Genomic DNA, 21975 nt, shown 5'->3' with positions numbered 1-21975 from the left:
CCGCCCCCCTGCGGAGTTGATCACGCCGGAGTCAGCAAGTCCCCGTGGTGCCGTTCCGCCACCAGTGGGTGTGCCCTCAGCTTGCCCTTCAGTTCGTTGTAGCCGTACTCGGCGAAGAGGGGGTTGGCCGGGTCGGTGGTGATGCCGGGGGCCGTTGACGCGTGGGGGAAGGGCAGGGGCTCGACCCTGGCGTCCAGGCGGGGGTTGTAGAAGAACGGGACCGAGAAGCGTTCCGTTGCTCCGGGCGGGCTGATCACTCGGTGGTTGGTGGCGATCAGGTAGCCGTTGGTGGCCACCTCCAGGAGTTCGCCGAGGTTGACGACGAAGGCGCCCTCGAGTGGGGGTACGTCGTGGAAGAGGCTGTCCTCGCGTTGGACCTGGAGGCCGCCGACCGTGTCCTGCAGGAGCAGGGTGAGGAAGCCGTAGTCCTTGTGGGCGCCGACGCCCTGGCCGGTGCCGTCGCCCGCGCTGCCGGGGTAGCGGACGAGCTTGAGGTGCGGGTGGGCGTGGTCGCCGAAGACCGGGTCGTAGAAGTCGGCGGGGGCGCCGATCGCGGTGAGGAGTTCGTGCAGGAGGCGCTGGGCCACTCCGCTCAGCCTGTCGATCCAGGCGAGGGCTGCCGTGCGCAGTGCGGGGAGGGCGGTCGGCCACTGGTTGGGGCCTTGCAGCCACCAGTACGGGGGCTCGCCGGGGCCGGGGACGTGGGCGGGGCGTTCGGCGCCTATGTCGAGTTGGTCGCGCCAGTCGCGGGCGCCGGCGGTGCGTTCGTCGCCGGTGCGGGTGTAGCCGCGGAAGTGCGGGGAGTTGATGTTGTCGAGGGCGAGCCGGTCGGCCTCGGGGAGGTCGAAGAAGGCGCGCATGGCGGTGAACAGGGCGTCGGTCTCGGCCCGGGTCACGCCGTGTCCGACGAGCTGGAAGAAACCGACGTCGTGGGCGGCGCTGTGCAGCTGGGCGTGGAGGAGGGCGCGGGCCTGGGGGCCGCGGTCGGCGGCGGACAGGTCGATGATCGGGAGCTGGTCGTACGACGTGGTCGTCGCGGAATGCGTCGTCATGGGAGCGTCCACAGGGTGTGTGGGCCACGGGCAGGCCGCCGGAGGGTGGGGCGGTGCCCGGAATGCCGCAAAAGGGAGAAAAAGAGAGAAAGGCGGGGCTGGGTCAGGCAGAAGGCCGACAGCCCATGCTCGTGACGCGCACGTAGTCCACGTGGCGGCGGCGAACGAGCATCGGAAGCATGGGGCCAAGGGTAACGCGCTCCCGCGGTGGCCCCCTCAGCCCCAGCCCCGTGTTCCCCAGCCCCGTGTTTTCCTCAGCCCAGTGTTTCGTCCAGCAGCAGCGCCCATTGGGCGACCACGCGCTCGCGGCGGGCCGTGTCGTCGGTGAGGAGGTTGGCGAGGCCGAGGCCGCGAGCCATGTCGAGCAGGCCCTGGACGGACTCCCGCACGCCGGGGCGGGACTCGTCGGCGCCGAGCAGGTCGACGGCGATGCGGTGGGTCTCGCGGCCGACGCGGGCCTCCAGCTCGGTCACGCGCGGGCGCAGCTGCTCCTCGTCGGAGGCGGCGACCCACAGGTGGAGGGCGGCGCGGAAGAGGGGCCCGGTGTAGAGGTCGACGAGGGCGAAGACGACGGCGCGGCGGTCGGCGGCGCCGTCCGGGAAGAGGGCGCGCAGGGCGGTGGAGCGTTCTTCGGCCACGTACTCGACGGCGGCCGTGAAGAGGTCCTCGCGGGTCGGGAAGTGGTGCTGGGCGGCGCCCCGGGAGACGCCGGCGCGTTCGGCGACGACGGCGACGGTGGAGCCTGCCCAGCCGTGCTCGGCCAGGCAGGACACGGCGGCCTCCAGGAGTCGCTGCCGGGTGGCCCGGCTGCGGTCCTGCTTGGGTACGCGGTCGCGTTCCGCCGTACTCACACCACCCATGCCGCATCCCGTCTTTCCAGGAAGGCCGTCATCCCCTCCCGGGCGTGGGCGGTGGAGAACAGCCGGGCCGAGAGCGCGGTCAGCTGGGCCGCGTCCCGGTCGAACGTCTCCAGCACCCTAGCCGTGAGCAGCTGTTTCGTCTCGGCCAGGGCCTGTGGGGCGGAGCGGCGCAAGCCGTCCAGGACGGGGGCGAGGGCTTCGTCGACGTCGTCGGCGGTGGTGGTGAGCAGGCCCAGGCGTACGGCCTCGGCGGGGTCGAAGCGTTCGCCGGTGAGGTAGTAGCGGGCGAGGGCGCGCGGGTCGGTGCGCGGGATCACCGGGAGGGAGATCACCGCGGGGGCGACGCCGATGCGGACCTCGGTGAAGGCGAAGGTGGCATCGGTGGAGGCGGCGGCGATGTCGCAGGCGGCGAGGAGGCCGAGGCCGCCCGCGCGGACGTGTCCGGTGATCCGGGCGAGCACGGGTCTGGGCAGCTCCACGATCTGCCGGAGCAGGCCCACCAGTGTGTCCGGGTCGGGTGGGTCGCGCAGGTCGGCGCCGGCGCAGAAGGTGGTGCCGGTGTGGGTGAGGACGACCGCCCGGACCTCCGGGTCCTTGCCGCAGTCGGTGAGGGCCTCGGCGAGCTGGGCGACGAGGGCGGCCGAGAGGGCGTTGCGGGTGTCGGTGGCGTCCAGGCTGAGGGTTGCGACGCCGCGCGCGTGCGTGCGTCCGATCAGTGCGCTCACGTGTGCTCCCTGAGCTGTCGGCGCAGGATCTTCCCGCTGGCCGCGCGGGGGACGGTGTCGATGAAGGTGATCCGGCGGACGCGTTTGTAGGGGGCGACGCGTTCGGCGACGTAGAGCATGATCTCGTTCTCGCTGAGGTCGGCGGCGGTGGGCTGGCGGACGACGAAGGCGTGCGGGATCTCGTTGCCGTCCTCGTTGTAGGCGCCGACCACGGCCGCGTCGGCGATGCCGGGGTGGGTGAGCAGGAGTGCCTCCAGTTCGGCCGGGGCCACCTGGAAGCCCTTGTACTTGATGAGTTCCTTGACGCGGTCGACGACGAAGAGCCAGCCGTCGTCGTCGACGTGGCCGATGTCGCCGGTGTGCAGCCAGCCGTCGGCGTCGATCATGTCGGCGGTGGCGTCGGGGCGGCCGAGGTAGCCCTTCATCACCTGGGGGCCGCGGATGAGGATCTCGCCGGGCTCGCCGGGGCCGAGGTCCTTGCCGGGGTCGTCCAGGGAGACGATCCGCATCCCGGTGCCGGCGATGAGCTTGCCGACCGTGCCGGGGGGCGCCTGGTGCAGGGCGTCGAGCGGGACGACGTGGGTGCCGGGTGACAGTTCGGTCATGCCGTAGGCCTGGCCGATCGGGGGCAGGCCGAGGCGTTCGGCGCAGGCGGTGGCGAGGGCGGCGTCCAGGGGGGCGGCGGCGCTGATGACGTACTTCAGGGAGGAGAGGTCGTAGCGGGCGACCGCCGGGTGCTTGGCGAGGGCGAGGACGATCGGCGGCGCGACGTACAGGCCGGTGATGCGGTGGTTCTCGATGGCGGCGAGGAAGGTCTCGAGGTCGAAGCGGGGCAGGACGACGACCGTGGCGCCCTTGCGCAGGGGCGCGTTCATCAGGGCGGTGAGGCCGTAGATGTGGAAGAACGGCAGTACGGCGAGGATGCGGTCGCCGGGTCCGGCCGGGACGGGGGGTTCCAGCTGGGCGAGGTTGGTGGCGATCTGCCGGTGGGTGAGCATCACGCCTTTGGGGACGCCGGTGGTGCCGGAGGAGTACGGCAGTGCGGCGACGTCCTCGGCCGGGTCGAAGTCGATCACCGGTTCGGGTGCGGTCGTGGCGAGCATGTCGATGAGCGAGCGGTGTCCGGGTGCGTTGTCGCACACGAATATCTCCCGTATGCCGCCGGCGAGTTCGGCTGCCCGACGGGCGGACTCCAGCAGCGGGGAGACGGTGACGATCCAGCGGGCGCCGCTGTCGCCGAGCTGTTTGGCGAACTCCTCGGGTGTGGCGAGCGGGTGCACGGTGGTGACGGAGGCGCCCGCGCGCGTGGCCGCGTAGAAGGCGGTCGGGAAGGCGATCGTGTTGGGGCTGTGCAGGGCGAGGACGTCGCCCTTGCGTACGCCGGCGTCGGCGAGCGCGGCGGCCAGCCGCCGGTGGAACCGGTCCACTTGCTCGTACGTGAGGGTGGTGCCGTCCGTGCCGTCGATGAGGGCCGGCCGGTCGCCGAATTCGGCGGCGCGGCCCAGGACGGCCTCGTGGATGGGAAGTTCTACGGGCGGGACGTCTGCGTACTCGCTGCGGAACACGGTTCCTCCAAGCGGCTGCTTCGGCTGCGGCCTAGTACGACTTGGGCAGGCCCAGGGTCTGGTGGGAAACGTAGTTGAGAATCATCTCCCGGCTCACCGGAGCAATACGAGCCACGCGTGCGGCTGTTATCAACGAGGCGAGTCCGAACTCGCGCGTGAGGCCGTTGCCGCCGAGGGTGTGCACGGCCTGGTCGACGGCCTTCACGCAGGCCTCCCCGGCCGCGTACTTGGCCATGTTGGCGGCCTCGCCCGCGCCGATGTCGTCGCCGGTGTCGTACAGATGGGCCGCCTTCTGCATCATCAGCCGGGCCAGTTCCAGGTCGATGTGCGCCTGCGCCAGGGGGTGGGCGATCGCCTGGTGGGCGCCGATGGGGGCCTTCCAGACGGTACGGTCGCGGGCGTACTCGATCGCCTTGGAGAGCGCGTAGCGGCCCATGCCGATCGCGAAGGCGGCGGTCATGATGCGCTCGGGGTTGAGTCCGGCGAACAGCTGGAGCAGGCCGGCGTCCTCGTCGCCGACGAGCGCGTCGGCGGGGAGCCGTACGTCGTCCAGGACGAGCTCGAACTGCTTCTCGGCGGCGTTGAGTTCCATGTCGATGGGGTGCTTCTGGAAGCCCTCTGCGTCCGTCGGGACGATGAACAGGCAGGGCTTGAGGCGTCCGGTGCGGGCGTCTTCGGTGCGGCCGACGACGAGGACGGCGTCGGCCATGTCGACGCCGGAGATGAAGACCTTCCGGCCGGTGAGGAGCCAGTCGGTGCCGTCTCGGCGGGCTGTGGTCGTGATGCGGTGGGAGTTCGAGCCGGCGTCGGGTTCGGTGATGCCGAAGGCCATGAGGCGGGTGCCGTCGGCGAGTCCGGGCAGCCAGGTGCGCTTCTGTTCCTCCGTGCCGAAGCGGGAGATCACTGTGCCGCAGATGGCGGGTGAGACGACGAGCATGAGGAGGGGGGAGCCCGCTGCGCCCAGCTCCTCCAGGACGATGGAGAGTTCCGTGATGCCACCGCCCCCACCGCCGTGTTCCTCCGGGAGGTTGACACCGAGGTAGCCCAGTTTTCCTGCCTCGGACCAGAGTTCGGTGAGGGGTTTTCCCGCGGCGACGGTGCGGGTGAGGTAGTCGCGGCCGTAGCGCTTGCCGAGGGCGGCGACGGCGGATCGGAGGGCCTTGTGCTCTTCGGACTCGATGACGGCGGTCATGGGGCTCCTAGGACGAGGTTTCCTGTACGACGGCGAGCAACATGCCCGGCTCCACCTGCTGGCCGGCCTTGGCGTGCAGGGCGCTGAGCGTGCCGGCGACGGGCGCGGCGATCTGGTGCTGCATCTTCATCGCCTCCAGCCAGATCAGGGGCTGGCCCGCCTGTACGGTCGCGCCCTGCGACAGTCCCTCGGCGATGCGTACGACCGTGCCCGGCATCGGAGCCAGCAGGGAGCCGGGGGCGAGCTGGGCGGTGGGATCGGGGAAGCGGGGCAGGGCGGTGAGGCGGGACCCGTTGACGTACACCTGGTCGCCGTAGCGTGTGACGTCGAACTTGCGCTGTACGCCGTCCACTTCGAGTACGACTCGACGCGCGTCGGCGTGTACGACCCGTACTCCGTCGGCGGTGACGCCCTGCCGGGTGTGCCGGTAGTGGACCTCGTGCTCCTCGCCCGCCATCTCGTACCGCTTGGCCTGCGGCTGGGACGGTACGTTGCGCCAGCCGCCGAAACGGGAGCGGCCGTGGGCGTCGGCGAGGGCCGCGGCGAGAGGGGCGTACGGGTCGGGTGCGGGCTCGGTCAGGTCGGCGAGGTGGCGGTCGTAGAAGCCGGTGTCCATGCGGGCGCCCACGAGTTCGGCGTGGCGCAGGGAGCGCACCAGCAGGTCCCGGTTGGTGACCGGGCCGTGGAGTGCGGCCCGCTCCAGGGCGCCCGCGAGCCTGCGGATCGCCTCCGCGCGCGTGGGGGCGTGGGCGACGACCTTGGCGAGCATCGGGTCGTAGTGGACACCGATGGTGTCGCCGTCGGCGTAACCCGTGTCGAGGCGGACGCCGGCGGGTACGGCGAGGCGGTGCAGGGTGCCGGTCTGCGGGGCCCAGTCGCGGGCCGGGTCCTCGGCGTACAGGCGGGCTTCGACGGCGTGGCCGTGTGCGCGGGGCGGTTCGGCGGGGAGGGGGTGGCCCTCGGCGACGCGGAGCTGTTCGGCGACCAGGTCGAGGCCGAAGACCGCCTCGGTGACCGGGTGTTCGACCTGGAGGCGGGTGTTCATCTCCAGGAAGTGGGCCCTGCCGTCGGCGACCAGGAACTCGACCGTGCCGGCGCCCACGTAGGACACGGAGCGGGCCGCGCGCACGGCCAGCGCGTACAGCTCCTCGGTGAGTCGGGACGTCAGACCCGGTGCCGGGGCCTCCTCGATCACCTTCTGGTGGCGGCGCTGCAGGGAGCAGTCGCGGGTGCCGAGCGTCCAGACGGTGCCGTGGGTGTCGGCGAGGATCTGCACCTCGACGTGGCGGCCGTGCTCGACGTACGGCTCGACGAAGACCTCGCCGTCACCGAAGGCGCTCGCGGCCTCGGCGCGTGCGCCCTCCAGCGCGGACTGCAGCTCCTCCAGGCGGCGCACGATCCGCATCCCGCGCCCGCCGCCGCCGGCGGCCGCCTTCACCAGCACCGGCAGGTCGGCCTCGGTGACCTCGCCCAGGGGCGCGATCCCCATCAGCTCCTTGGCGCGCGTCTTGGACGCCATCGCCTCGATCGCCTCCGGCGGCGGCCCGATCCAGACCAGGCCGGCGTCGAGGACGGCACGGGAGAACTCGGGGTTCTCGGAGAGGAAGCCGTACCCGGGGTGCACGGCGTCCGCTCCGGCGGCCAGCGCCGCCTTCACGATCAGGTCGCCACGCAGATACGTCTCCGCGGGCGTCGCCCCGGGCAGCCGTACCGCCGTGTCGGCCACGCGCGCGTGGAGCGCGTTCTCGTCCGCGTCCGAGTGCACGGCGACCGTCCGGATTCCCAACTCACCGCAGGTGCGGAAGATCCGGCAGGCGATCTCGCCCCGGTTGGCGACCAGCACAGTCGAAATCATGAGCCTCACATCCGGAAGACGCCGAAGCCGCCGCGCGCGCCCTCGTAGGGGGCGGTGTGGATCGCGGACAGGCACAGGCCGAGGACGGTGCGGGTGTCGCGCGGGTCGATGACGCCGTCGTCGTACAACCGCCCGGACAGGAACATCGGCAGCGACTCGGACTCGATCTGCTGCTCCACCATGGCGCGCAGGGCGGCGTCCGCGTCCTCGTCGTACGGCTGCCCCTTCGCCCCCGCCGACTGCCGGGCGACGATCGACAGCACGCCCGCGAGCTGCTGCGGGCCCATGACGGCCGACTTGGCGCTGGGCCAGGCGAACAGGAAGCGGGGGTCGTAGGCCCGCCCGCACATGCCGTAGTGGCCGGCGCCGTACGACGCCCCCATCAGCACCGACAGATGCGGGACCCTGCTGTTGCTGACCGCGTTGATCATCATCGCGCCGTGTTTGATGATGCCGCCCTGCTCGTACTCCTTGCCGACCATGTAGCCGGTGGTGTTGTGGAGGAACAGGAGCGGGATGTCGCGCTGGTTGGCGAGCTGGATGAACTGGGCGGCCTTCTGCGACTCCTCGCTGAACAGGACGCCCTGGGCGTTCGCCAGGATGCCGACCGGATAGCCGTGCAGGCTTGCCCAGCCGGTCGCGAGGCTCGTCCCGTACAGCGGCTTGAACTCGTCGAAGTCGGAGGCGTCGACCAGGCGGGCGATGACCTCGCGCGGGTCGAAGGGGATCTTCAGGTCACCGGGGACGATGCCGAGCAGTTCGTCCTCGTCGTACTTGGGCGGAGCCGCCGGGCCCGGATCGCCGTACGCCTTGCGGTGGTTGAGGCGGGCGACGACCCGGCGGGCCTGGCGCAGGGCGTCCTGCTCGTCCACGGCGAAGTAGTCGGCGAGGCCCGACACCCGCGCGTGCATCTCGGCGCCGCCGAGCGACTCGTCGTCGCTCTCCTCGCCGGTCGCCATCTTCACCAGCGGGGGCCCGCCGAGGAACACCTTCGCCCGCTCCTTGACCATGATCACGTGGTCGGACATGCCGGGGACGTACGCCCCGCCGGCGGTGGAGTTGCCGAAGACGACGGCGACGGTGGGGATGCCGGCGGCGGACAGCCGGGTGAGGTCCCGGAAGATGGCCCCACCCGGGATGAAGATCTCCTTCTGCGAGGGCAGGTCGGCGCCGCCGGACTCCACCAGGCTGATGCAGGGCAGCCGGTTGGCGAGCGCGATGTCGTTGGCGCGCAGGGCCTTCTTCAGGCTCCAGGGGTTGCTGGCGCCGCCGCGCACGGTCGGGTCGTTGGCGGTGATCAGGCACTCCACCCCCTCGACCACGCCGATCCCGGTGACCAGGGAGGCGCCGACCGTGTAGTCGCTGCCCCAGGCGGCCAGCGGCGACAGCTCCAGGAAGGGTGTGTCCGGGTCGAGGAGCAGCTCGATGCGTTCGCGGGCGAGCAGCTTGCCGCGCCCCCGGTGCCGCCCGACGTACTTCTCACCGCCGCCCGCGAGCGCCTTTGCGTGCTCGGCCTCCAGGTCGGCGAGCTTGGCGAGCATGGCCTCGCGGTTGGTCTGGTAGTCGGGGTGCTGGGTGTCCAGGGCCGTCTCGAGAACGGTCACAGCAGGGCCTCCGGGATGTCCAGGTGGCGGGAGCGCAGCCATTCGCCGAGGGCCTTGGCCTGCGGGTCGAAGCGGTGCTGGGCGGCGACGCCGGCGCCGAGGATGCCGGTCACGACGAAGTTGAGGGCGTGGAGGTTCGGGAGCACGTGCCGGGTGACGGGCAGCTCCCGGCTCTCGGGGATCAGCTGCCGGAACCTTTCCACGGTCAGCTCGTGGACGAGCCACCGCCAGGCCTCCTCCGACCGCGCCCACACCCCCACGTTGGCGTTCCCGCCCTTGTCCCCGCTGCGGGCCCCGGCGACGAGGCCGAGGGGGGCGCGGCGGGTCGGTCCGGCCGGGAGGGGCTCGGGCAAGGGCGGCTGCGGTACGTCGTCCAGGGCGCGCGTCTTCTGGGGCGGCGGCACAGGGATACGGCGTCCGTCGTGGAGGACAGCCACATGGCCGACGGCACCATGGGGGACGTACACATCCTCGAAGACCCCATAAGGCGCGCCCTTTCCGGGTGGCGCGAGCACATGGAACCCGGGGTAGCCGGCCAGCGCCAGCTCGATGGCGGCCCCGCTCAGCGCACGCCCGACGACCTGCTGGTCCGGGTCCCGTACGACAAGCCGCAGCAGGGCGCTGGCCGTCTCCTCGGTGTCGGCGTCGGCCCGGTCGGTGCGGACGAGATCCCAACGGACCTCCATGGGCGGCGACTTGGCGAGCGCGTCGCCCAGCTGCTCCCGCACTAGGTCCGCCTTGGCCTCGATGTCGAGCCCGGTGAGCACGAAGACGACCTCGTTGCGGAAGCCGCCGAGCCGGTTGAGCCCGGCCTTGAGCGTCGGCGGGGGCGCCTCCCCGCGCACACCCTCGATCCGCACCCGGTCCGCCCCGTCCTGGCTCAGCCGTACGGTGTCCAGCCGGGCGGTGACGTCGGGGCCGAGGTACCGGGCACCCCCGGTCTCGTAGAGCAGCTGCGCGGTGACCGTGCCGACGTCGACGAAGCCGCCGGTGCCGGGGTGCTTGGTGATGACGCTGCTGCCGTCCGCGTGGATCTCGGCGAGCGGGAAGCCGGGACGGCGTACGTCCCCCTCGCGGAAGAAGGAGTAGTTCCCGCCGGTCGCCTGCGTCCCGCACTCCAGCACATGCCCGGCGACGACGGCCCCGGCGAGGCGGTCGTACTCCCCCGGCTGCCAGCCGAAGTGGGCCGCGGCGGGCCCGGTGACGAGCGCCGCGTCGGTCACCCGGCCGGTGATCACGACGTCGGCGCCGGCCCGCAGGCACTCGGCGATCCCGAAGCCTCCGAGATAGGCGTGGGCGGCGAGGGCGCCGGGATACTCGGGGGTCAGGTCATCACCCTCGACGTGGGCGACCCGTACGGGGATACCGAGCCGCTCGGCCAACTGCCGTACCGCGGCCGCGAGTCCGGCCGGATTCAGGCCGCCCGCGTTGGTGACGATCCGCACCCCGCGCTCGCGGGCGAGGCCGAGGCAGTCCTCCAGCTGCCGCAGGAAGGTACGGGCGTATCCGGCGGCCGGGTCCTTCAGCCGGTCCCGGCCGAGGATCAGCATGGTCAGCTCGGCGAGATAGTCGCCGGTGAGGACGTCGACCTCGCCGCCGGTGAGCATCTCGCGCAGGGCGTCGGCGCGGTCGCCGTAGAAACCGGAGAAGTTGCCGATGCGCAGAGCCGTCACGCCGGGTCCCCCTTCGCCTTGCGCCCGGTGCCGGGCGGGCCCGCGAAGGCCTGGGCGATGTCGAGCCAGCGGTCGGCGTCCGGGCCCTCGGCGTGGAGGGCGAGGTCGGCGCGGTTCGCGCGCTGGGTGACCAGGAGGCAGAAGTCGAGGGCGGGGCCGGTGACGCGTTGCGGGGCGTCTTCGGGGCCGAATGCCCACGGGGCGCCGGAGGGCGCGGTCAGTTCGACACGGAACTCCTCGGCCGGCGGGGTCAGTCCGTGCACACCGAAGGCGAAGTCACGGGTCCGCACCCCGAGCCGGGCCACATGCCGGAGCCGGTCGGACGGTGGGCGCACCACACCCAGGGCATCGGCGACGTCCAGTGCGTGAGCCCAGGTCTCCATGAGCCGGGCGGTGGCCATGGAGGCGGCAGACATGGGTGGGCCGTACCAGGGGAAACGGGCGCCGGGCGGCGCGGCGCGCAGGGCCTGGTCGAGGGCGGCGCGCCCCTCGCGCCACGTCGACAGCAGCTCTGCGGTCGGAAGCTGAGCACCCTCCTCCGCCCCTTCGTCGACGAACGAGTCGGGACGGCCGAGCGCCTTCTCGACCAGAGTCTGGAAGGCATCGGCGTCGGTGACGGCCAGCAGCGCCGAGCGGTCGGTCCAGGCGAGGTGCGCGATCTGGTGGGCGACGGTCCAGCCGGGCGCGGGAGTGGGAAGACCCCAGCGTTCGGGGCTCAACTCGGCCACTAGCAGGTCGAGTTCATCGCTCTCGGCACGCAGGTCGTCGATGACGGGCGTCGGGTCGGCCATGGCTGGGAGCATGGCAGCGGCACGAGAAACAATCAAGCGTGCTTGCATGAATTTGTTTCCGCGGCTTGAAGCCCGCCAACTCACGCGGGGGCGCCTCCGAGTGGTTAAGAGCGGTTACGAGTGGTACAGCACCCTGACCACCATCGTCTCGGGCGGCAGGGCGTCGAGGTAGGCGTTGAACTCTCGGCGGTAGTCCGGTCCGCCGTACTCGACCCACCGGCCGTCCAGCGTGAGCAGGGCGGGGGTGGGCAGCACCTCTGCGGCGCACTCCTCCACGAACGCCTCTCGATCGGGGCCGAAGAAGCCGATCGGGTCGTACGGGAACCGTTCCCGCAGCTCCGGGTCCTCCATGAAGGCCCGGATCAGCGGCTGGGAGGCGTACTCGGCCCGGGCGCGCTGCTCGGGATAGCCGGCCGGGTCGAGGTACGCCCGGTCGAGGTAGTGGCCGGCGGGCAGCGCCGGCGGGTGGCCGGCGGCGAACCGCGCCCAGTCGTCCCACCGCCGGGCGGCCTCCTGCGCGGCCGCCTGCCGGTCGGTGTCGAGGTCGAGCAGGGCCCGGGGCCCGCCGTGGCAGCGGTCCCAGGGCAGGTCCTCCGACGGTCTCCACTCGTCGTGGCGGACCAGCCGGGGGTCGTCCTCGTGACCGGGGAGAACCGCAAAGGGGCAGTTGGAGCCGGAGACGAACCAGTAGTCCCACTCGCCGACCCAGCCGGGGTGCGGTATGTCCTCGCGCCAGTAGTAGTAGGGAGCCATGGCCTCCCCGATCGCCCGGCGCAGGGCGTCGGGGTCGGCGGGGTCGCTGGGCGGCGGGATGCAGACGGTGATGCGCTGTTTGGCCATGATCCCTAATGAATCACCACCCTCGGTGAGGGGGGTGGTTGGTGTGCGAATCCGCGAACTCGACCCTGGTGCGTCACCGTTGGACTACTACGGCTACGAGCTGCGCCGGGCGCGGCAAGCAGCGGGGCTGACGCCGGCACAACTCGGCGAGCTGCATCATCTCTTCGTTCAGGCCTCACCTCCCGTGGCCCGTTCCCAGGCGTCACGGACCACCGCGGGGATGGGGCCCCGGAGAGGAACGCCGTCAGCGTGCCGGCAAAGGTCACGCGTGAAGGCTGACGTGGAGCCGTCGTCGTGGCGCAGGCTCACGACCGGCCCATGACGTCGCGTTCGTACGTGAGCGACTGCCCTGCGGCGTTGATGCGGCGTATGAGGCGGCCGAGCGGATCGTGTTCGTAGGTGACGGTGCGCCCGTCGAAGTCCGTCTCCGACGTCAGGCGGCCCGCCGCGTCGTAGTGGTACTGCCACTCGAGGCCCTGGGCATTGGTGACAGTCTTCAGGCGCAGCTCGGTGTCGTGGGGCTTGCCCTGGACCGTCCAGCCCTGCCGGAGGGTCTCGCCCAGGGCGTCGGTGGCCCTGGTGACGCGGCCGAAGGCATCCCGTACGAAGGTGGCGCGGGCACCGTCGGGTGCAGTGATCGCGACAGGCAGACCGGCGGAGTTGCTCCGGATCCCGGTGATCCTTCCGGCGGCGTCGCGGATGGCCGTCACATGGCCTTCCAAGGCCTTGCGGCTGCCTCCGAAAAACCGCGCGCATGGCGGGCCGTCGTCGCAGTACCGTCGGCCGGTGCTCGATGAAGACGGTTACTTCGGAGAAGCGGTCGCGGCGCGGTACGACGAGTCGTCCGGTGAGATGTTCGACCCGGAGGTCGTGGACCCGGCCGTCGACTTCCTGGCGGAGCTGGCAGGTGAGGGCGGCCGGGCCCTGGAACTCGGCATCGGCACCGGACGCATCGCGCTGCCGCTGGCCCGGCGCGGGGTCGAGGTGCACGGCATCGACCTGTCCCGGGCGATGGTGGAGCGGCTGCGGGACAAGCCGGGCGGTGAGGCGATCGGAGTGACGATCGGGGACTTCGCGGCGACGCGGGTGGACGGGGGCTTCTCCGTCGCCTACCTGGTCTTCAACACGGTCATGAACCTGACGTCACAGGACGCCCAGGTGGACTGCTTCCGCAACGCCGCGAACCATCTCGAGCCCGGCGGCTGCTTCGTCGTCGAGGTCACGGTGCCCGATCTGCGCCGGCTGCCTCCCGGGCAGAACGCGGTGCCGTTCCGCGTGGAGGACGGGCGGCTGGGCTTCGACCTGTACGACGTGGCGACGCAGTCGATGAGCTCGCACCATGTGCGGGTGGTGGACGGCCATGGCACGTACCTGTCCGTTCCGTTCCGGTACGTGTGGCCTGCGGAGCTGGACCTGATGGCCCGGCTCGCGGGGCTGCGGCTGCGCGAGCGGTGGGACGGCTGGAGCCGGGAGCCGTTCACGAGCGAAAGCCGGCAGCATGTGTCGGTGTGGGAGAAGCCGGACGAGTGATGCCGGCCGGCGGAGCGCGCGTCAGGCCTCCGGGCTCTGTGCCCGAGCCCTTCCCCGGCCCACCTGAGTCCGCACCGCGCCGATGCTCGCCGCGATGACCAGGGCGATCGCGGCCGCCTCCGTGGCGGACAGGGCCTGACCGAGGATCAGGAAGCCGGCCGTGGCCGCGAGGGCCGGTTCGAGGCTCATGAGGATGGCGAACGTGGAGGCGGGCAGGCGGCGCAGGGCGAGGAGTTCGAGGGTGTAGGGCAGCACCGAGGAGAGCAGGGCCACCGCCGAGCCGAGGGCGACGGTGGTGGGGTCGAGGAGACGGGTGCCCGCCTCGACGATGCCCAGGGGCAGGAAGAGCAGGGCTGCTACGGCCATCGCGAGGGCCAGTCCGTCCGCCTGCGGGAAGCGGCGGCCCGTGCGGGCGCTGAAGACGATGTAGGCCGCCCACATGGCGCCGGCGCCCAGGGCGAAGGCGACACCGGTGGGGTCGAGGTCGCTGAAGCCTCCGCCGCCGAGCAGGAAGACGCCCGCGAGGGCGAGGCCCGCCCAGACCGCGTTGATCGCGCGGCGGGAGGCGAGGACGGACAGGGCGAGCGGGCCGAGGACTTCGAGGGTGACCGCGGGGCCCAGCGGGATGCGGGCGACCGCCTCGTAGAAGAGGCCGTTCATCGCGCCCATGGTGATGCCGAAGACGACCACCGTGCCCCAGTCGGTGCGCGAGTGGCCGCGCAGCCGGGGCCGGCAGACCACCAGGAGGACCACGGCCGCCGCGAGCAGCCGCAGGGTGACGACGCCGAGCGCGCCGGCCCTCGGCATCAGGGTCACCGCGAGCGCCCCGCCGAACTGGACCGAGATCCCGCCGGCCAGCACCAGCCCGACAGGACCGAGGGAGCCGAGGCGACGCGGCACACCACCCGAGGGTGCGGGCGCTTGCTGCGTCGAGGGGGCGGTGGCGCTGGGGGTGCTCACGGGCGGTCCTGGGGGCTGGCTCGGATCAGATCATGTTCATCTCGCTGTACTGCCGAGTCCAGGGTAATAGACTCCGTCAGGAGTGTGAACCCTTTATGTAGCTGTCCTGGATGCTGAGATGCGCGGCGGTCAGGTGCCGGACCAGGGCTCATGAACAGGCTGGGGCCAGGCGGTGGCCTCAGCCGCGGTGTGGTACGGGCCATAGCCGTACGCCACATGTCCGGGCGCGTACTCATGTTCCGGCGCCGGGGCCGGCGTCGGCGCGGTGGGCTGCGCCTCCTCGAACAGCGGCAGTCGCAGTTCGGCCGTGTCCATCACCGCGTTGTTCTGCGAGCGGTGCAGCCGTGCGTAGGCCCCGCCCCGTGCGAGCAGTTCCTCGTGGCGGCCCGTCTCGACGATACGGCCGCGGTCCACGACGAGGATGCGGTCGGCGTCGGGGGCGAGGTTGAGGTCGTGGGTGATCACGATCGTCGTACGGCCGGCCATCAGGCGGCGCAGGGGCTTGACCACTCGGCGGGCGGCCATCGCGTCCAGGCCGGTGGTCGGCTCGTCCAGGACCAGGACCGGGGCGTCGCGCAGGATGGCACGGGCGATGGCCAGGCGCTGGAGCTGGCCGCCGGACAGCCGGGCCGAGTTGGGGTCGACCCTGGTGTCGTAGCCGTCGGGGAGCCGGACGATGAAGTCGTGCGCGTCGGCCGCCCGCGCCGCCTCCTCGATTGCCTGGTCGCTGGCGCCGGGGCGGCCGCAGGCGATGTTGGCGCGGACCGTGTCGTGCAGGACCAGGGTCTCCTGCGGGAGCAGGGTGACGTACTCGCGCAGGCGGGCCAGCGGGAAGTAAGGCAGGGGCACGCCGTCCAGCAGGATCTCGCCGGCGTCCGGGTCGTAGAAGCGGAGCAGGAGCTTGGAGACCGTGGACTTTCCGGCGCCGCTCGGGCCGGTGACGATCACCAGTTCCCCGGGACTGACCGTGAAGGACAGTCCTTCGAGGGCCGTACGGTCGGCGCCCGGGTAGCGGAAGGAGACGTCGCGGACCTCGACCGTGCCGTCCGGGCGGCCGGTCTCCGTGCCCCGCCTGGGGTCGGTGACCGAGGGCCGCACGTCCAGGATCTCGATGAGCCGCTCGGCGCCCGCCGTGGCCGCGGTGACCGTGAGCCCGAGCTGGGCCAGGCCCCGCACGGGCGGGTAGAGATAACCGAGGAACGCGGCGAAGGCGAGGAGCTGACCGAGGGTCATCCGGCCGGTGGAGATCTCCCAGGCGCCGATACCGATCACGGCGAGCACGCAGACCGTCTCGATGACCTGGACGAGCTGCTCGTAGGCCTCGCCCAGCCGGGTCGAGCGGACCGAGGCGCGGAACCAGGCGTTCGCCTCCTCGTTCAGCCGCCGGCGCTCGGCGTCCCGGCGGTCGTAGGCCTGGGTGAGCACGATGTTGCCGAGGGACTCCTCGACGACGGAGGTGATCGCGCCGTCGGCGACCCGGCCCGCGCGGGAGACGTCCTTGATGGAGCCGGAGAAGCGCCGGGCGGCCAGCCAGAACAGGGGCGCGAGGACGAAGGTGGCGGCGGCCAGGTCCCAGCGCAGCCAGAACGCGGCGGCCGCGTAGAAGAGGGCGGAGAAGGCGGCCGAGGCGGCGCCCACCAGGCCGGACACGACCAGCGTCTCGATCGCCTCGACGTCACTGGTCAACCGGGAGAGCAGGTCGCCCTGGCGGTGGCGCTGGAAGAAGTGCGGGGGCAGCTGCTGCACATGGTCGAAGACGTGCTCGCGCAGCCGCATCACGAAGCGCTCGGTCGCCCACGCGGCAAGGGAGTTGCCCGCGTACGCGACCAGCGCGCCGACCACGGCGATGCCCAGCCACTTGGCGGCCGGACTCCAGAATGCAGCCAACGAGCCCTTCTGCAGGGCGTGGTCAGTGAGGTCGCTGAAGAGCAGAATGGCCTCGGTCTCGGCGAGCGCGGCGAGCACCGTGCACACCCAGACGAGGAGCAGCCATTTCCTGAGCCCCTTTGTCAGCGGCCAGAAACGGCGAAACGCCGCCCGGGCGGGAATGCCAGGCATCTCGTACTCGAATTCGTCACTCTCGCCAGTCACCAGAATCCCCTTCCGAATCACCTTCCTGAATGAAGACGAAAAGGGGTCGACGGTGCACCATCGACCCCTTTCAGCTCAGCGTCGGATCACTGGTCCCGGCCGGGCAGCGGCTTGGGCAGCGGCTTGTGAGCGTGCTTCTTGGGCTTCGGCTTCGGCGGCGGCGGGAGCTGCTTCGACTTGGGCTTCGGGGGCAGCGGGGCAAGCTTCTTGAAGCTCATTTCCGACTCCTGGTTGTTCGCAGTTCTGTGGTCCGGGAATTCCGCGTCCCGAACCCGACACCGAAGAAGCTACACAGGTGCTCTGTGATTCCCCTTGGAATACCTAGGAATTGCTTGAGGGGGCTCAGCGCCGGGACATGTAGACGTCGAGCGCCTTGTGCAGCAGCCGGTTGAGCGGGAAGTCCCACTCCCCCACGTACTCCACCGCCTCGCCGCCCGCGCCCACCTTGAAGCGGAGCAGCCCGAGCAGGTGGTTGGACTCCTCCAGGGTGTCGGTGATGCCCCTGAAGTCGTAGACATGGGCGCCGAGTTCGTGGGCGTCGGCCATCATCCGCCACTGCATCGCGTTGTTGGGCTGGACCTCGCGCCTGCGGCTGGTGGAGGCGCCGTAGGAGTACCAGACGTGGCCGCCGACGATCAGCATGGTGGCCGCGGCGAGCACCTCACCCTCATGATGCGCGAGGTACAGCCGCATCCGGTCTGGGTGTTCGGCGGCGAGCGCCGTCCACATGCGCTGGAAGTACGGCAGCGGGCGCGGGATGAACCGGTCGCGCTCGGCGGTCTCCGTGTAGAGGCCGTAGAAGACCGGCAGGTCCTCGTATCCCCCGCGTACGACCTGTACGCCCGCCTTCTCGGCCTTCTTGATGTTGCGCCGCCACTGCTGGTTGAGCCCGCGGTGGATGTCGACCAACGGCCGCCCGGCATACGGAACTTGGCACACGTAACGGGGCTGCCCGGCGGCGAAACCCTCCTCACTGCCCGCCTCGGCCTGCCGCCAGCCCATACGACGCAGCCGCTCCGCCAGCTCCACGGCACGCGGCTCGGTCGACGTCGCCTCCGCGTCCCGCAGCCGGTGCGCGCCCGGGTCGGCGATCGCGGCCTTGACCGCCTCGGGACTCCACCGCCGCACGACCACGGGCGGCCCCATCTTCACGGAGAAGGCACCGCGCCCCTTGAGATAGGCCAGCAACGGACCCAGCCAGCGCTCCAGGTCAGGCGCGTGCCAGTCGATGACGGGCCCTTCGGGCAGGTACGCCAGATACCGCTTCACCTTCGGCAACGGCCGCAACAACACCAGCCCGACACCGACCAGCCGCCCGCCCCCGTCGAACCAACCCAGGCTCTCCGCCCGCCAGTCGGGCTTCACCTCGCCCCAGGACGGGAGCTGCATGTGGCTCACCGAGGGCAGGGAGTCCACGAAGGACAGGTGCTCGGCGCGGCTGATGGGCTGAAGACGGAGGGGAGTCATATGGCTGGGCTCCTTCGGGGTTGCTTGGCTCCGTCACCCTATGAACCCGCTGCTACGAAACCTCGGAGGCTTCCCTGCCGTCCCTCGGGCCGAACGCCGTCAGCGCCTCCGTGTCCGTCACGCGGGAGTTCAGGTAGAAGTCGGCCCACTCGGCGATCTCCGGGTACGCGCACCCGGCGGTGAGCCGGGTCACCGCCCCCGGTATGTCGTACGACGTCACGCGCAGGTCGGCTCCGGGGCCCAGGAGGCACCAGTGGGCGCCAGGACGCCCGTACGGCATGCCGATGCTGCCCGGGTTGACCACCAGACGACCGTTGGCCAGGCGGACGTACGGCATGTGGGTGTGCCCGCAGACGACCGTGCCGATGTCGGTGTCGAGGCCGGATAAGACCTCTGTCCAGCGCTCAAGTCGGGAGTCCACCAGCACCACCTCCTCGTCGTCACGCGGGGTGGCATGACAGAACAGCACCTTGCCGAGGCCGCGGACGCGCAGGGTGAGGGTTCTGGGCAGCGTGGCGATGAAGTCCACCTGGTCCTCGCGGAGCGCCTGCGCCGCGAAGGGGCCGATCGGATCCGGGATCTCCGTCCGTTCGCCCCGCCGGTACTCCACCAGCTCCCGGTCCGCGTTCCCGCCGACCCACAGCACCCGGTCACCCAGCGACCGCAGCAGGTCCAGCACCTCGGCCGGCTGTGGACCCGCCGTGATGTCGCCGGTGAGGACGATCCGGTCGGCGCCGGCCACTTCGGGCTCTGCAAGGACGGCCTCAAGTGCGGGGAGTACGCCGTGGATGTCCGAGAGGACTGCCAGCCTGCCGTGTTCCTCGGTCACTTCCCACCCCCGTTTCCTTCTCCAGTCCCTCCGCCAGCACCTCCGCCAGGTGTCTCCCCCGCACCCCCGCCAGCTGCTCCAGCTGCGTACGGCACGAGAAGCCGTCCGCCAGGATCACCGTGCCCTCGGCCGCGCCCCGTACCGACGGCAGCAGTTGCTCCTCTGCGCACGCCTCCGACACTTCGAAGTGCCCTTTCTCGAAGCCGAAGTTGCCCGCCAGGCCGCAGCAGCCGCCGCTCAGCTCGCCGGTCAGGCCCGCGGACTCGCGCAGGCCGCGGTCGGCGGTGTCGCCGAGGACCGCGTGCTGGTGGCAGTGGGTCTGGCCGGCGACCGGGCGGTCGACGGCGGGCGGGGTCCAGTCGGGGGCGTGGCGTTCGAGGGCCTCGGCGAAGGTGAGGACCGATGACGCCAGCCGGGGGGCGAGCGGGTCGTCGTGCAGGAGTTCCGGGAGGTCGCCGCGGAGCGCCGCGGCGCAGCTCGGTTCCAGGACGACGATCGGGGTGCCTCTGCGCAGCACCGGTTCCATCAGGTCCAGCGTGCGGCGCAGCACCGCGCGGGCCCGGTCCAGCTGGCCGGTGGAGATGTAGGTCAGGCCGCAGCAGACCGCGCCGCCGAGCGGGCGGGACGGTGGCAGGACCACCCTGAGGCCGGCGGCCTCCAGCACCCGGACGGCCGCCTGTCCGACCGAGGGCGAGAGGTGCTCGGTGAAGGTGTCGGGCCACAGGACGACCAGGTCTCCCACAGTGCTGCCCCTGCCCCTGCCCCTGCCCCTGCGCCGCCACCAACGGGTGAAAGGCTCCTCCGCGATCCTCGGGATCTCCCGCTCGGGTGCGATTCCGCCCAGTCGCTTCCCCGTCCGGGCCAACAGACGCACGGACGCGAGTCTGTTGAGCAGCGGGACCGTGCGCGTTCGTGCCGCCCAGCGCAGCCACAGCGGCAGCCACCCCAACGTGTAGTGGGCGGCCGGGCGGCGTCGGCCCTCGTAGTGGTGGTGCAGGAACTCGGCCTTGTAGGTGGCCATGTCGACACCCACCGGGCAGTCCGAGCGGCAGCCTTTGCACGACAGGCACAGGTCCAGGGCGTCCCGGACCTCGGTGGAGCGCCAGCCGGTCGTGACCAGTTCGCCCGCGAGCATCTCGTGCAGCAGCCGGGCCCGCCCGCGGGTGGAGTGTTCCTCCTCGCCGGTCGCCCGGAAGGAGGGGCACATCACGGCGGGCCCGGCGGACGTGGTCGTACGGCACTTGGCGACGCCTACGCAGCGGCGGACGGCGGCGCTGAAGTCGCCGCCGTCGGCCGGGTAGCCGAAGGCCACGTCCACCGGGCGGCGGGGCAGGACGGAGAAGCGGAGGTTGGTGTCGAGCGGGGCCGGGCGGACCAGCATGCCGGGGTTGAGGAGGTCGTCGGGGTCCCAGACCGCCTTGGCCCGCTCGAAGAGCCGTACCGTCTCCTCGCCGTACATCCGCGGCAGCAGCTCCGCGCGGGCCTGGCCGTCGCCGTGCTCCCCGGACAGCGAGCCGCCGTGGGCGACGACCAGGTCGGCCAGTTCCTCGGAGAAGCGCCGGAAGCGGCCGACACCCGCCTCGGTGAGCAGGTCGAAGTCGATGCGGACGTGGATGCAGCCGTCGCCGAAATGGCCGTACGGAGTGCCGCGCAGGCCGTGGGCGGCGAGCAGGGCGCGGAAGTCCCTGAGATAGGGGCCGAGCCGTGCGGGGGGCACCGCACAGTCCTCCCAGCCGGGCGAGGCCTCGCTGCCATCGGGCAGGCGGGTCGCCGTGCCCGAGGCGTCCTCGCGGATGCGCCACAGGGCCCGCTGGGCCGCCGCGTCCGTCACCACCAGGGAGTCGACGACGTCGGCCGCGCGGACGATCGCCTCCGCACGCGCGCGTGCCTCGGCCGGTGTCTGCCCGCCGGTCTCCACGAAGAGCCAGGCGCCGCCCTCGGGCAGCCCGGCCGGTGAGCGCACCAGGTCGGCCGCCATGCCCTCCACTGTCAGCGGGCCGAGAGGCAGGAGTCCGGCGGCGGCCTCGGCGGCGCCGGACTCGTCGCCGTACGCGAGCACAGCGAGGGCACGCGCGCGTGGGGCCTCCACCAGCCGTACGACCGCCTCGGTGAGGATGCCGAGGGTGCCCTCGGAGCCGCAGAAGGAGCGGGCGACATCGGCGCCCTTCTCGGGGAGCAGGGCGTCCAGGGCGTATCCGGAGATGCGGCGGGGCAGGTCGGGGAAGCCGGTGCGCAGGCGGGCCAGGTCGCCCTCCACCAGGGCGCGCAGCCCGTCCGGCGCTCCGGCCCAGTCCCGGCCCGGCCGCAGCCGCTGCCCGCGGGCGGTGATGACGGACAGCTCCCGGACGCTGTCCGCGGTCGTCCCCCAGGCGACCGAGTGGGAGCCGCAGGAGTTGTTGCCGATCATTCCGCCGAGCGTGCAGCGGCTGTGCGTGGACGGGTCGGGACCGAAGCGCAGGCCGTGCGGGGCGGCGGCCTCCTGGAGGCGGTCGAGGACCAGGCCCGGCTGGACGACGGCCGTGCGCGTGGCCGGGTCCAGCTCCAGCAGGCCGTTCATGTGCCGGGTGAAGTCCAGCACCACGCCCGTGCCGGTCGCCTGCCCCGCGATCGACGTGCCCCCGCCGCGCGCCACCACCGGCACTCCGCGCGCCCGGCACACCTCCAGCACCGCCGCCACGTCCTCGGCGTCCCGCGGGGCCACCACCCCCGCCGGGACCCGCCGGTAGTTGGACGCGTCCATGGTCACGAGCGCCCGGGAGGTGACATCGAAGCCGACCTCACCCCGGACGACCCCACGCAGCTCCGCCTCGAGGCCCGAGAGATCCGTCATGCGTCCAGGATGCATCCGATCACACACAGTCACCGTTACTTTTCCACAGCCCGCCTGTTTCGTCGTACAACCACACAAGTCCACAGTTCAGCGATCTCGTCTCATCGGACG

The 21975-nt window shown here is 71.8% G+C and carries 18 protein-coding genes; 1 reads left to right on the top strand and 17 read right to left on the bottom strand.

Going from position 1 to position 21975, the window contains the following annotated elements:
• Window positions 1-20: 20 nt before the first annotated feature.
• The 11 genes from ACWC5O_RS00705 to ACWC5O_RS00655 all read right to left on the bottom strand — a co-directional run bounded on the left by ACWC5O_RS00705 (window position 21) and on the right by ACWC5O_RS00655 (window position 12867).
• A complete protein-coding gene (locus tag ACWC5O_RS00705; protein WP_450589305.1) occupies window positions 21-1052 on the bottom strand; it encodes an isopenicillin N synthase family dioxygenase in 1032 nt (343 codons plus the stop codon).
• 254 nt (window positions 1053-1306) lie between these two features.
• Complete coding sequence (locus ACWC5O_RS00700; protein WP_450589307.1) at window positions 1307-1912, bottom strand: TetR/AcrR family transcriptional regulator; 606 nt, start codon at window positions 1910-1912, stop codon at window positions 1307-1309.
• On the bottom strand, window positions 1900-2637 hold the full coding sequence (locus ACWC5O_RS00695; protein WP_450589308.1) for an enoyl-CoA hydratase family protein: 738 nt from the start codon (window positions 2635-2637) through the stop codon (window positions 1900-1902). Before ACWC5O_RS00695 ends, ACWC5O_RS00700 begins: the two co-directional genes overlap by 13 nt.
• Complete coding sequence (locus ACWC5O_RS00690; protein ID WP_450589310.1) at window positions 2634-4202, bottom strand: 4-coumarate--CoA ligase family protein; 1569 nt, start codon at window positions 4200-4202, stop codon at window positions 2634-2636. The genes ACWC5O_RS00695 and ACWC5O_RS00690 overlap by 4 nt, the downstream gene beginning before the upstream one ends.
• A gap of 31 nt (window positions 4203-4233) precedes the next feature.
• The gene (locus tag ACWC5O_RS00685; RefSeq protein WP_450589312.1) at window positions 4234-5394 is read right to left on the bottom strand and encodes an acyl-CoA dehydrogenase family protein; all 1161 of its coding nucleotides are present in this window, start codon (window positions 5392-5394) and stop codon (window positions 4234-4236) included.
• Window positions 5395-5401: 7 nt separating this feature from the next.
• On the bottom strand, window positions 5402-7249 hold the full coding sequence (locus ACWC5O_RS00680; RefSeq protein WP_450589314.1) for an acetyl/propionyl/methylcrotonyl-CoA carboxylase subunit alpha: 1848 nt from the start codon (window positions 7247-7249) through the stop codon (window positions 5402-5404).
• A gap of 5 nt (window positions 7250-7254) precedes the next feature.
• Complete coding sequence (locus tag ACWC5O_RS00675) at window positions 7255-8853, bottom strand: acyl-CoA carboxylase subunit beta (protein ID WP_450589315.1); 1599 nt, start codon at window positions 8851-8853, stop codon at window positions 7255-7257.
• Window positions 8850-10526, bottom strand: a complete 1677-nt coding sequence (locus ACWC5O_RS00670; protein ID WP_450589317.1) for an acyclic terpene utilization AtuA family protein — start codon at window positions 10524-10526, stop codon at window positions 8850-8852. The genes ACWC5O_RS00675 and ACWC5O_RS00670 overlap by 4 nt, the downstream gene beginning before the upstream one ends.
• Window positions 10523-11317, bottom strand: a complete 795-nt coding sequence (locus tag ACWC5O_RS00665; RefSeq protein ID WP_450589318.1) for a TIGR03084 family metal-binding protein — start codon at window positions 11315-11317, stop codon at window positions 10523-10525. The genes ACWC5O_RS00670 and ACWC5O_RS00665 overlap by 4 nt, the downstream gene beginning before the upstream one ends.
• Before the next feature lie 114 nt (window positions 11318-11431).
• Window positions 11432-12157 carry a hypothetical protein gene (locus ACWC5O_RS00660; RefSeq protein ID WP_450589319.1) on the bottom strand — a complete coding sequence of 242 codons (726 nt, stop codon included), beginning with the start codon at window positions 12155-12157 and terminating at the stop codon, window positions 11432-11434.
• Window positions 12158-12462: 305 nt separating this feature from the next.
• The gene (locus tag ACWC5O_RS00655; protein ID WP_450589321.1) at window positions 12463-12867 is read right to left on the bottom strand and encodes a hypothetical protein; all 405 of its coding nucleotides are present in this window, start codon (window positions 12865-12867) and stop codon (window positions 12463-12465) included.
• A 76-nt stretch (window positions 12868-12943) separates the two neighbouring features.
• On the opposite strand from ACWC5O_RS00655, the gene ACWC5O_RS00650 reads away from it, so the two are divergent.
• Window positions 12944-13687 (top strand): class I SAM-dependent DNA methyltransferase, encoded by a 744-nt coding sequence (locus tag ACWC5O_RS00650; RefSeq protein WP_450589323.1) that lies wholly within the window; start codon window positions 12944-12946, stop codon window positions 13685-13687.
• A gap of 21 nt (window positions 13688-13708) precedes the next feature.
• On the opposite strand, the gene ACWC5O_RS00645 is transcribed toward ACWC5O_RS00650, so the two are convergent.
• The 6 genes from ACWC5O_RS00645 to ACWC5O_RS00620 all read right to left on the bottom strand — a co-directional run bounded on the left by ACWC5O_RS00645 (window position 13709) and on the right by ACWC5O_RS00620 (window position 21864).
• Window positions 13709-14647 carry an EamA family transporter gene (locus ACWC5O_RS00645; protein WP_450589325.1) on the bottom strand — a complete coding sequence of 313 codons (939 nt, stop codon included), beginning with the start codon at window positions 14645-14647 and terminating at the stop codon, window positions 13709-13711.
• Between the two features lie 129 nt (window positions 14648-14776).
• Window positions 14777-16705 carry an ABC transporter ATP-binding protein gene (locus ACWC5O_RS00640; RefSeq protein WP_450589394.1) on the bottom strand — a complete coding sequence of 643 codons (1929 nt, stop codon included), beginning with the start codon at window positions 16703-16705 and terminating at the stop codon, window positions 14777-14779.
• A 119-nt stretch (window positions 16706-16824) separates the two neighbouring features.
• Entirely contained in the window at window positions 16825-16956 is a 132-nt protein-coding gene (locus tag ACWC5O_RS00635) for a hypothetical protein (protein WP_359061989.1), read from the bottom strand.
• Between the two features lie 124 nt (window positions 16957-17080).
• Window positions 17081-18205, bottom strand: coding sequence for a lipid II:glycine glycyltransferase FemX (locus ACWC5O_RS00630; RefSeq protein WP_450589327.1), 1125 nt, complete (start codon window positions 18203-18205; stop codon window positions 17081-17083).
• A gap of 52 nt (window positions 18206-18257) precedes the next feature.
• Window positions 18258-19034, bottom strand: a complete 777-nt coding sequence (locus ACWC5O_RS00625; RefSeq protein ID WP_450589328.1) for a metallophosphoesterase family protein — start codon at window positions 19032-19034, stop codon at window positions 18258-18260.
• Entirely contained in the window at window positions 18970-21864 is a 2895-nt protein-coding gene (locus tag ACWC5O_RS00620; RefSeq protein ID WP_450589330.1) for an FAD-binding and (Fe-S)-binding domain-containing protein, read from the bottom strand. The genes ACWC5O_RS00625 and ACWC5O_RS00620 overlap by 65 nt, the downstream gene beginning before the upstream one ends.
• Window positions 21865-21975 lie beyond the last annotated feature (111 nt).

Source organism: Streptomyces sp. NPDC001450 (genome assembly GCF_053597295.1).
This window is presented reverse-complemented; position numbering and strand designations above follow the sequence as displayed.

Coding starts and splice junctions, on each gene's coding strand:
- ACWC5O_RS00705 (WP_450589305.1), bottom strand. CDS start 1,052: ATGACGACGCATTCCGCGACGACCACGTCGTACGACCAGCTCCCGATC.
- ACWC5O_RS00700 (WP_450589307.1), bottom strand. CDS start 1,912: ATGGGTGGTGTGAGTACGGCGGAACGCGACCGCGTACCCAAGCAGGAC.
- ACWC5O_RS00685 (WP_450589312.1), bottom strand. CDS start 5,394: ATGACCGCCGTCATCGAGTCCGAAGAGCACAAGGCCCTCCGATCCGCC.
- ACWC5O_RS00680 (WP_450589314.1), bottom strand. CDS start 7,249: ATGATTTCGACTGTGCTGGTCGCCAACCGGGGCGAGATCGCCTGCCGG.
- ACWC5O_RS00665 (WP_450589318.1), bottom strand. CDS start 11,317: ATGGCCGACCCGACGCCCGTCATCGACGACCTGCGTGCCGAGAGCGAT.
- ACWC5O_RS00660 (WP_450589319.1), bottom strand. CDS start 12,157: ATGGCCAAACAGCGCATCACCGTCTGCATCCCGCCGCCCAGCGACCCC.
- ACWC5O_RS00640 (WP_450589394.1), bottom strand. CDS start 16,705: ATGCCTGGCATTCCCGCCCGGGCGGCGTTTCGCCGTTTCTGGCCGCTG.
- ACWC5O_RS00635 (WP_359061989.1), bottom strand. CDS start 16,956: ATGAGCTTCAAGAAGCTTGCCCCGCTGCCCCCGAAGCCCAAGTCGAAG.
- ACWC5O_RS00630 (WP_450589327.1), bottom strand. CDS start 18,205: ATGACTCCCCTCCGTCTTCAGCCCATCAGCCGCGCCGAGCACCTGTCC.
- ACWC5O_RS00620 (WP_450589330.1), bottom strand. CDS start 21,864: ATGACGGATCTCTCGGGCCTCGAGGCGGAGCTGCGTGGGGTCGTCCGG.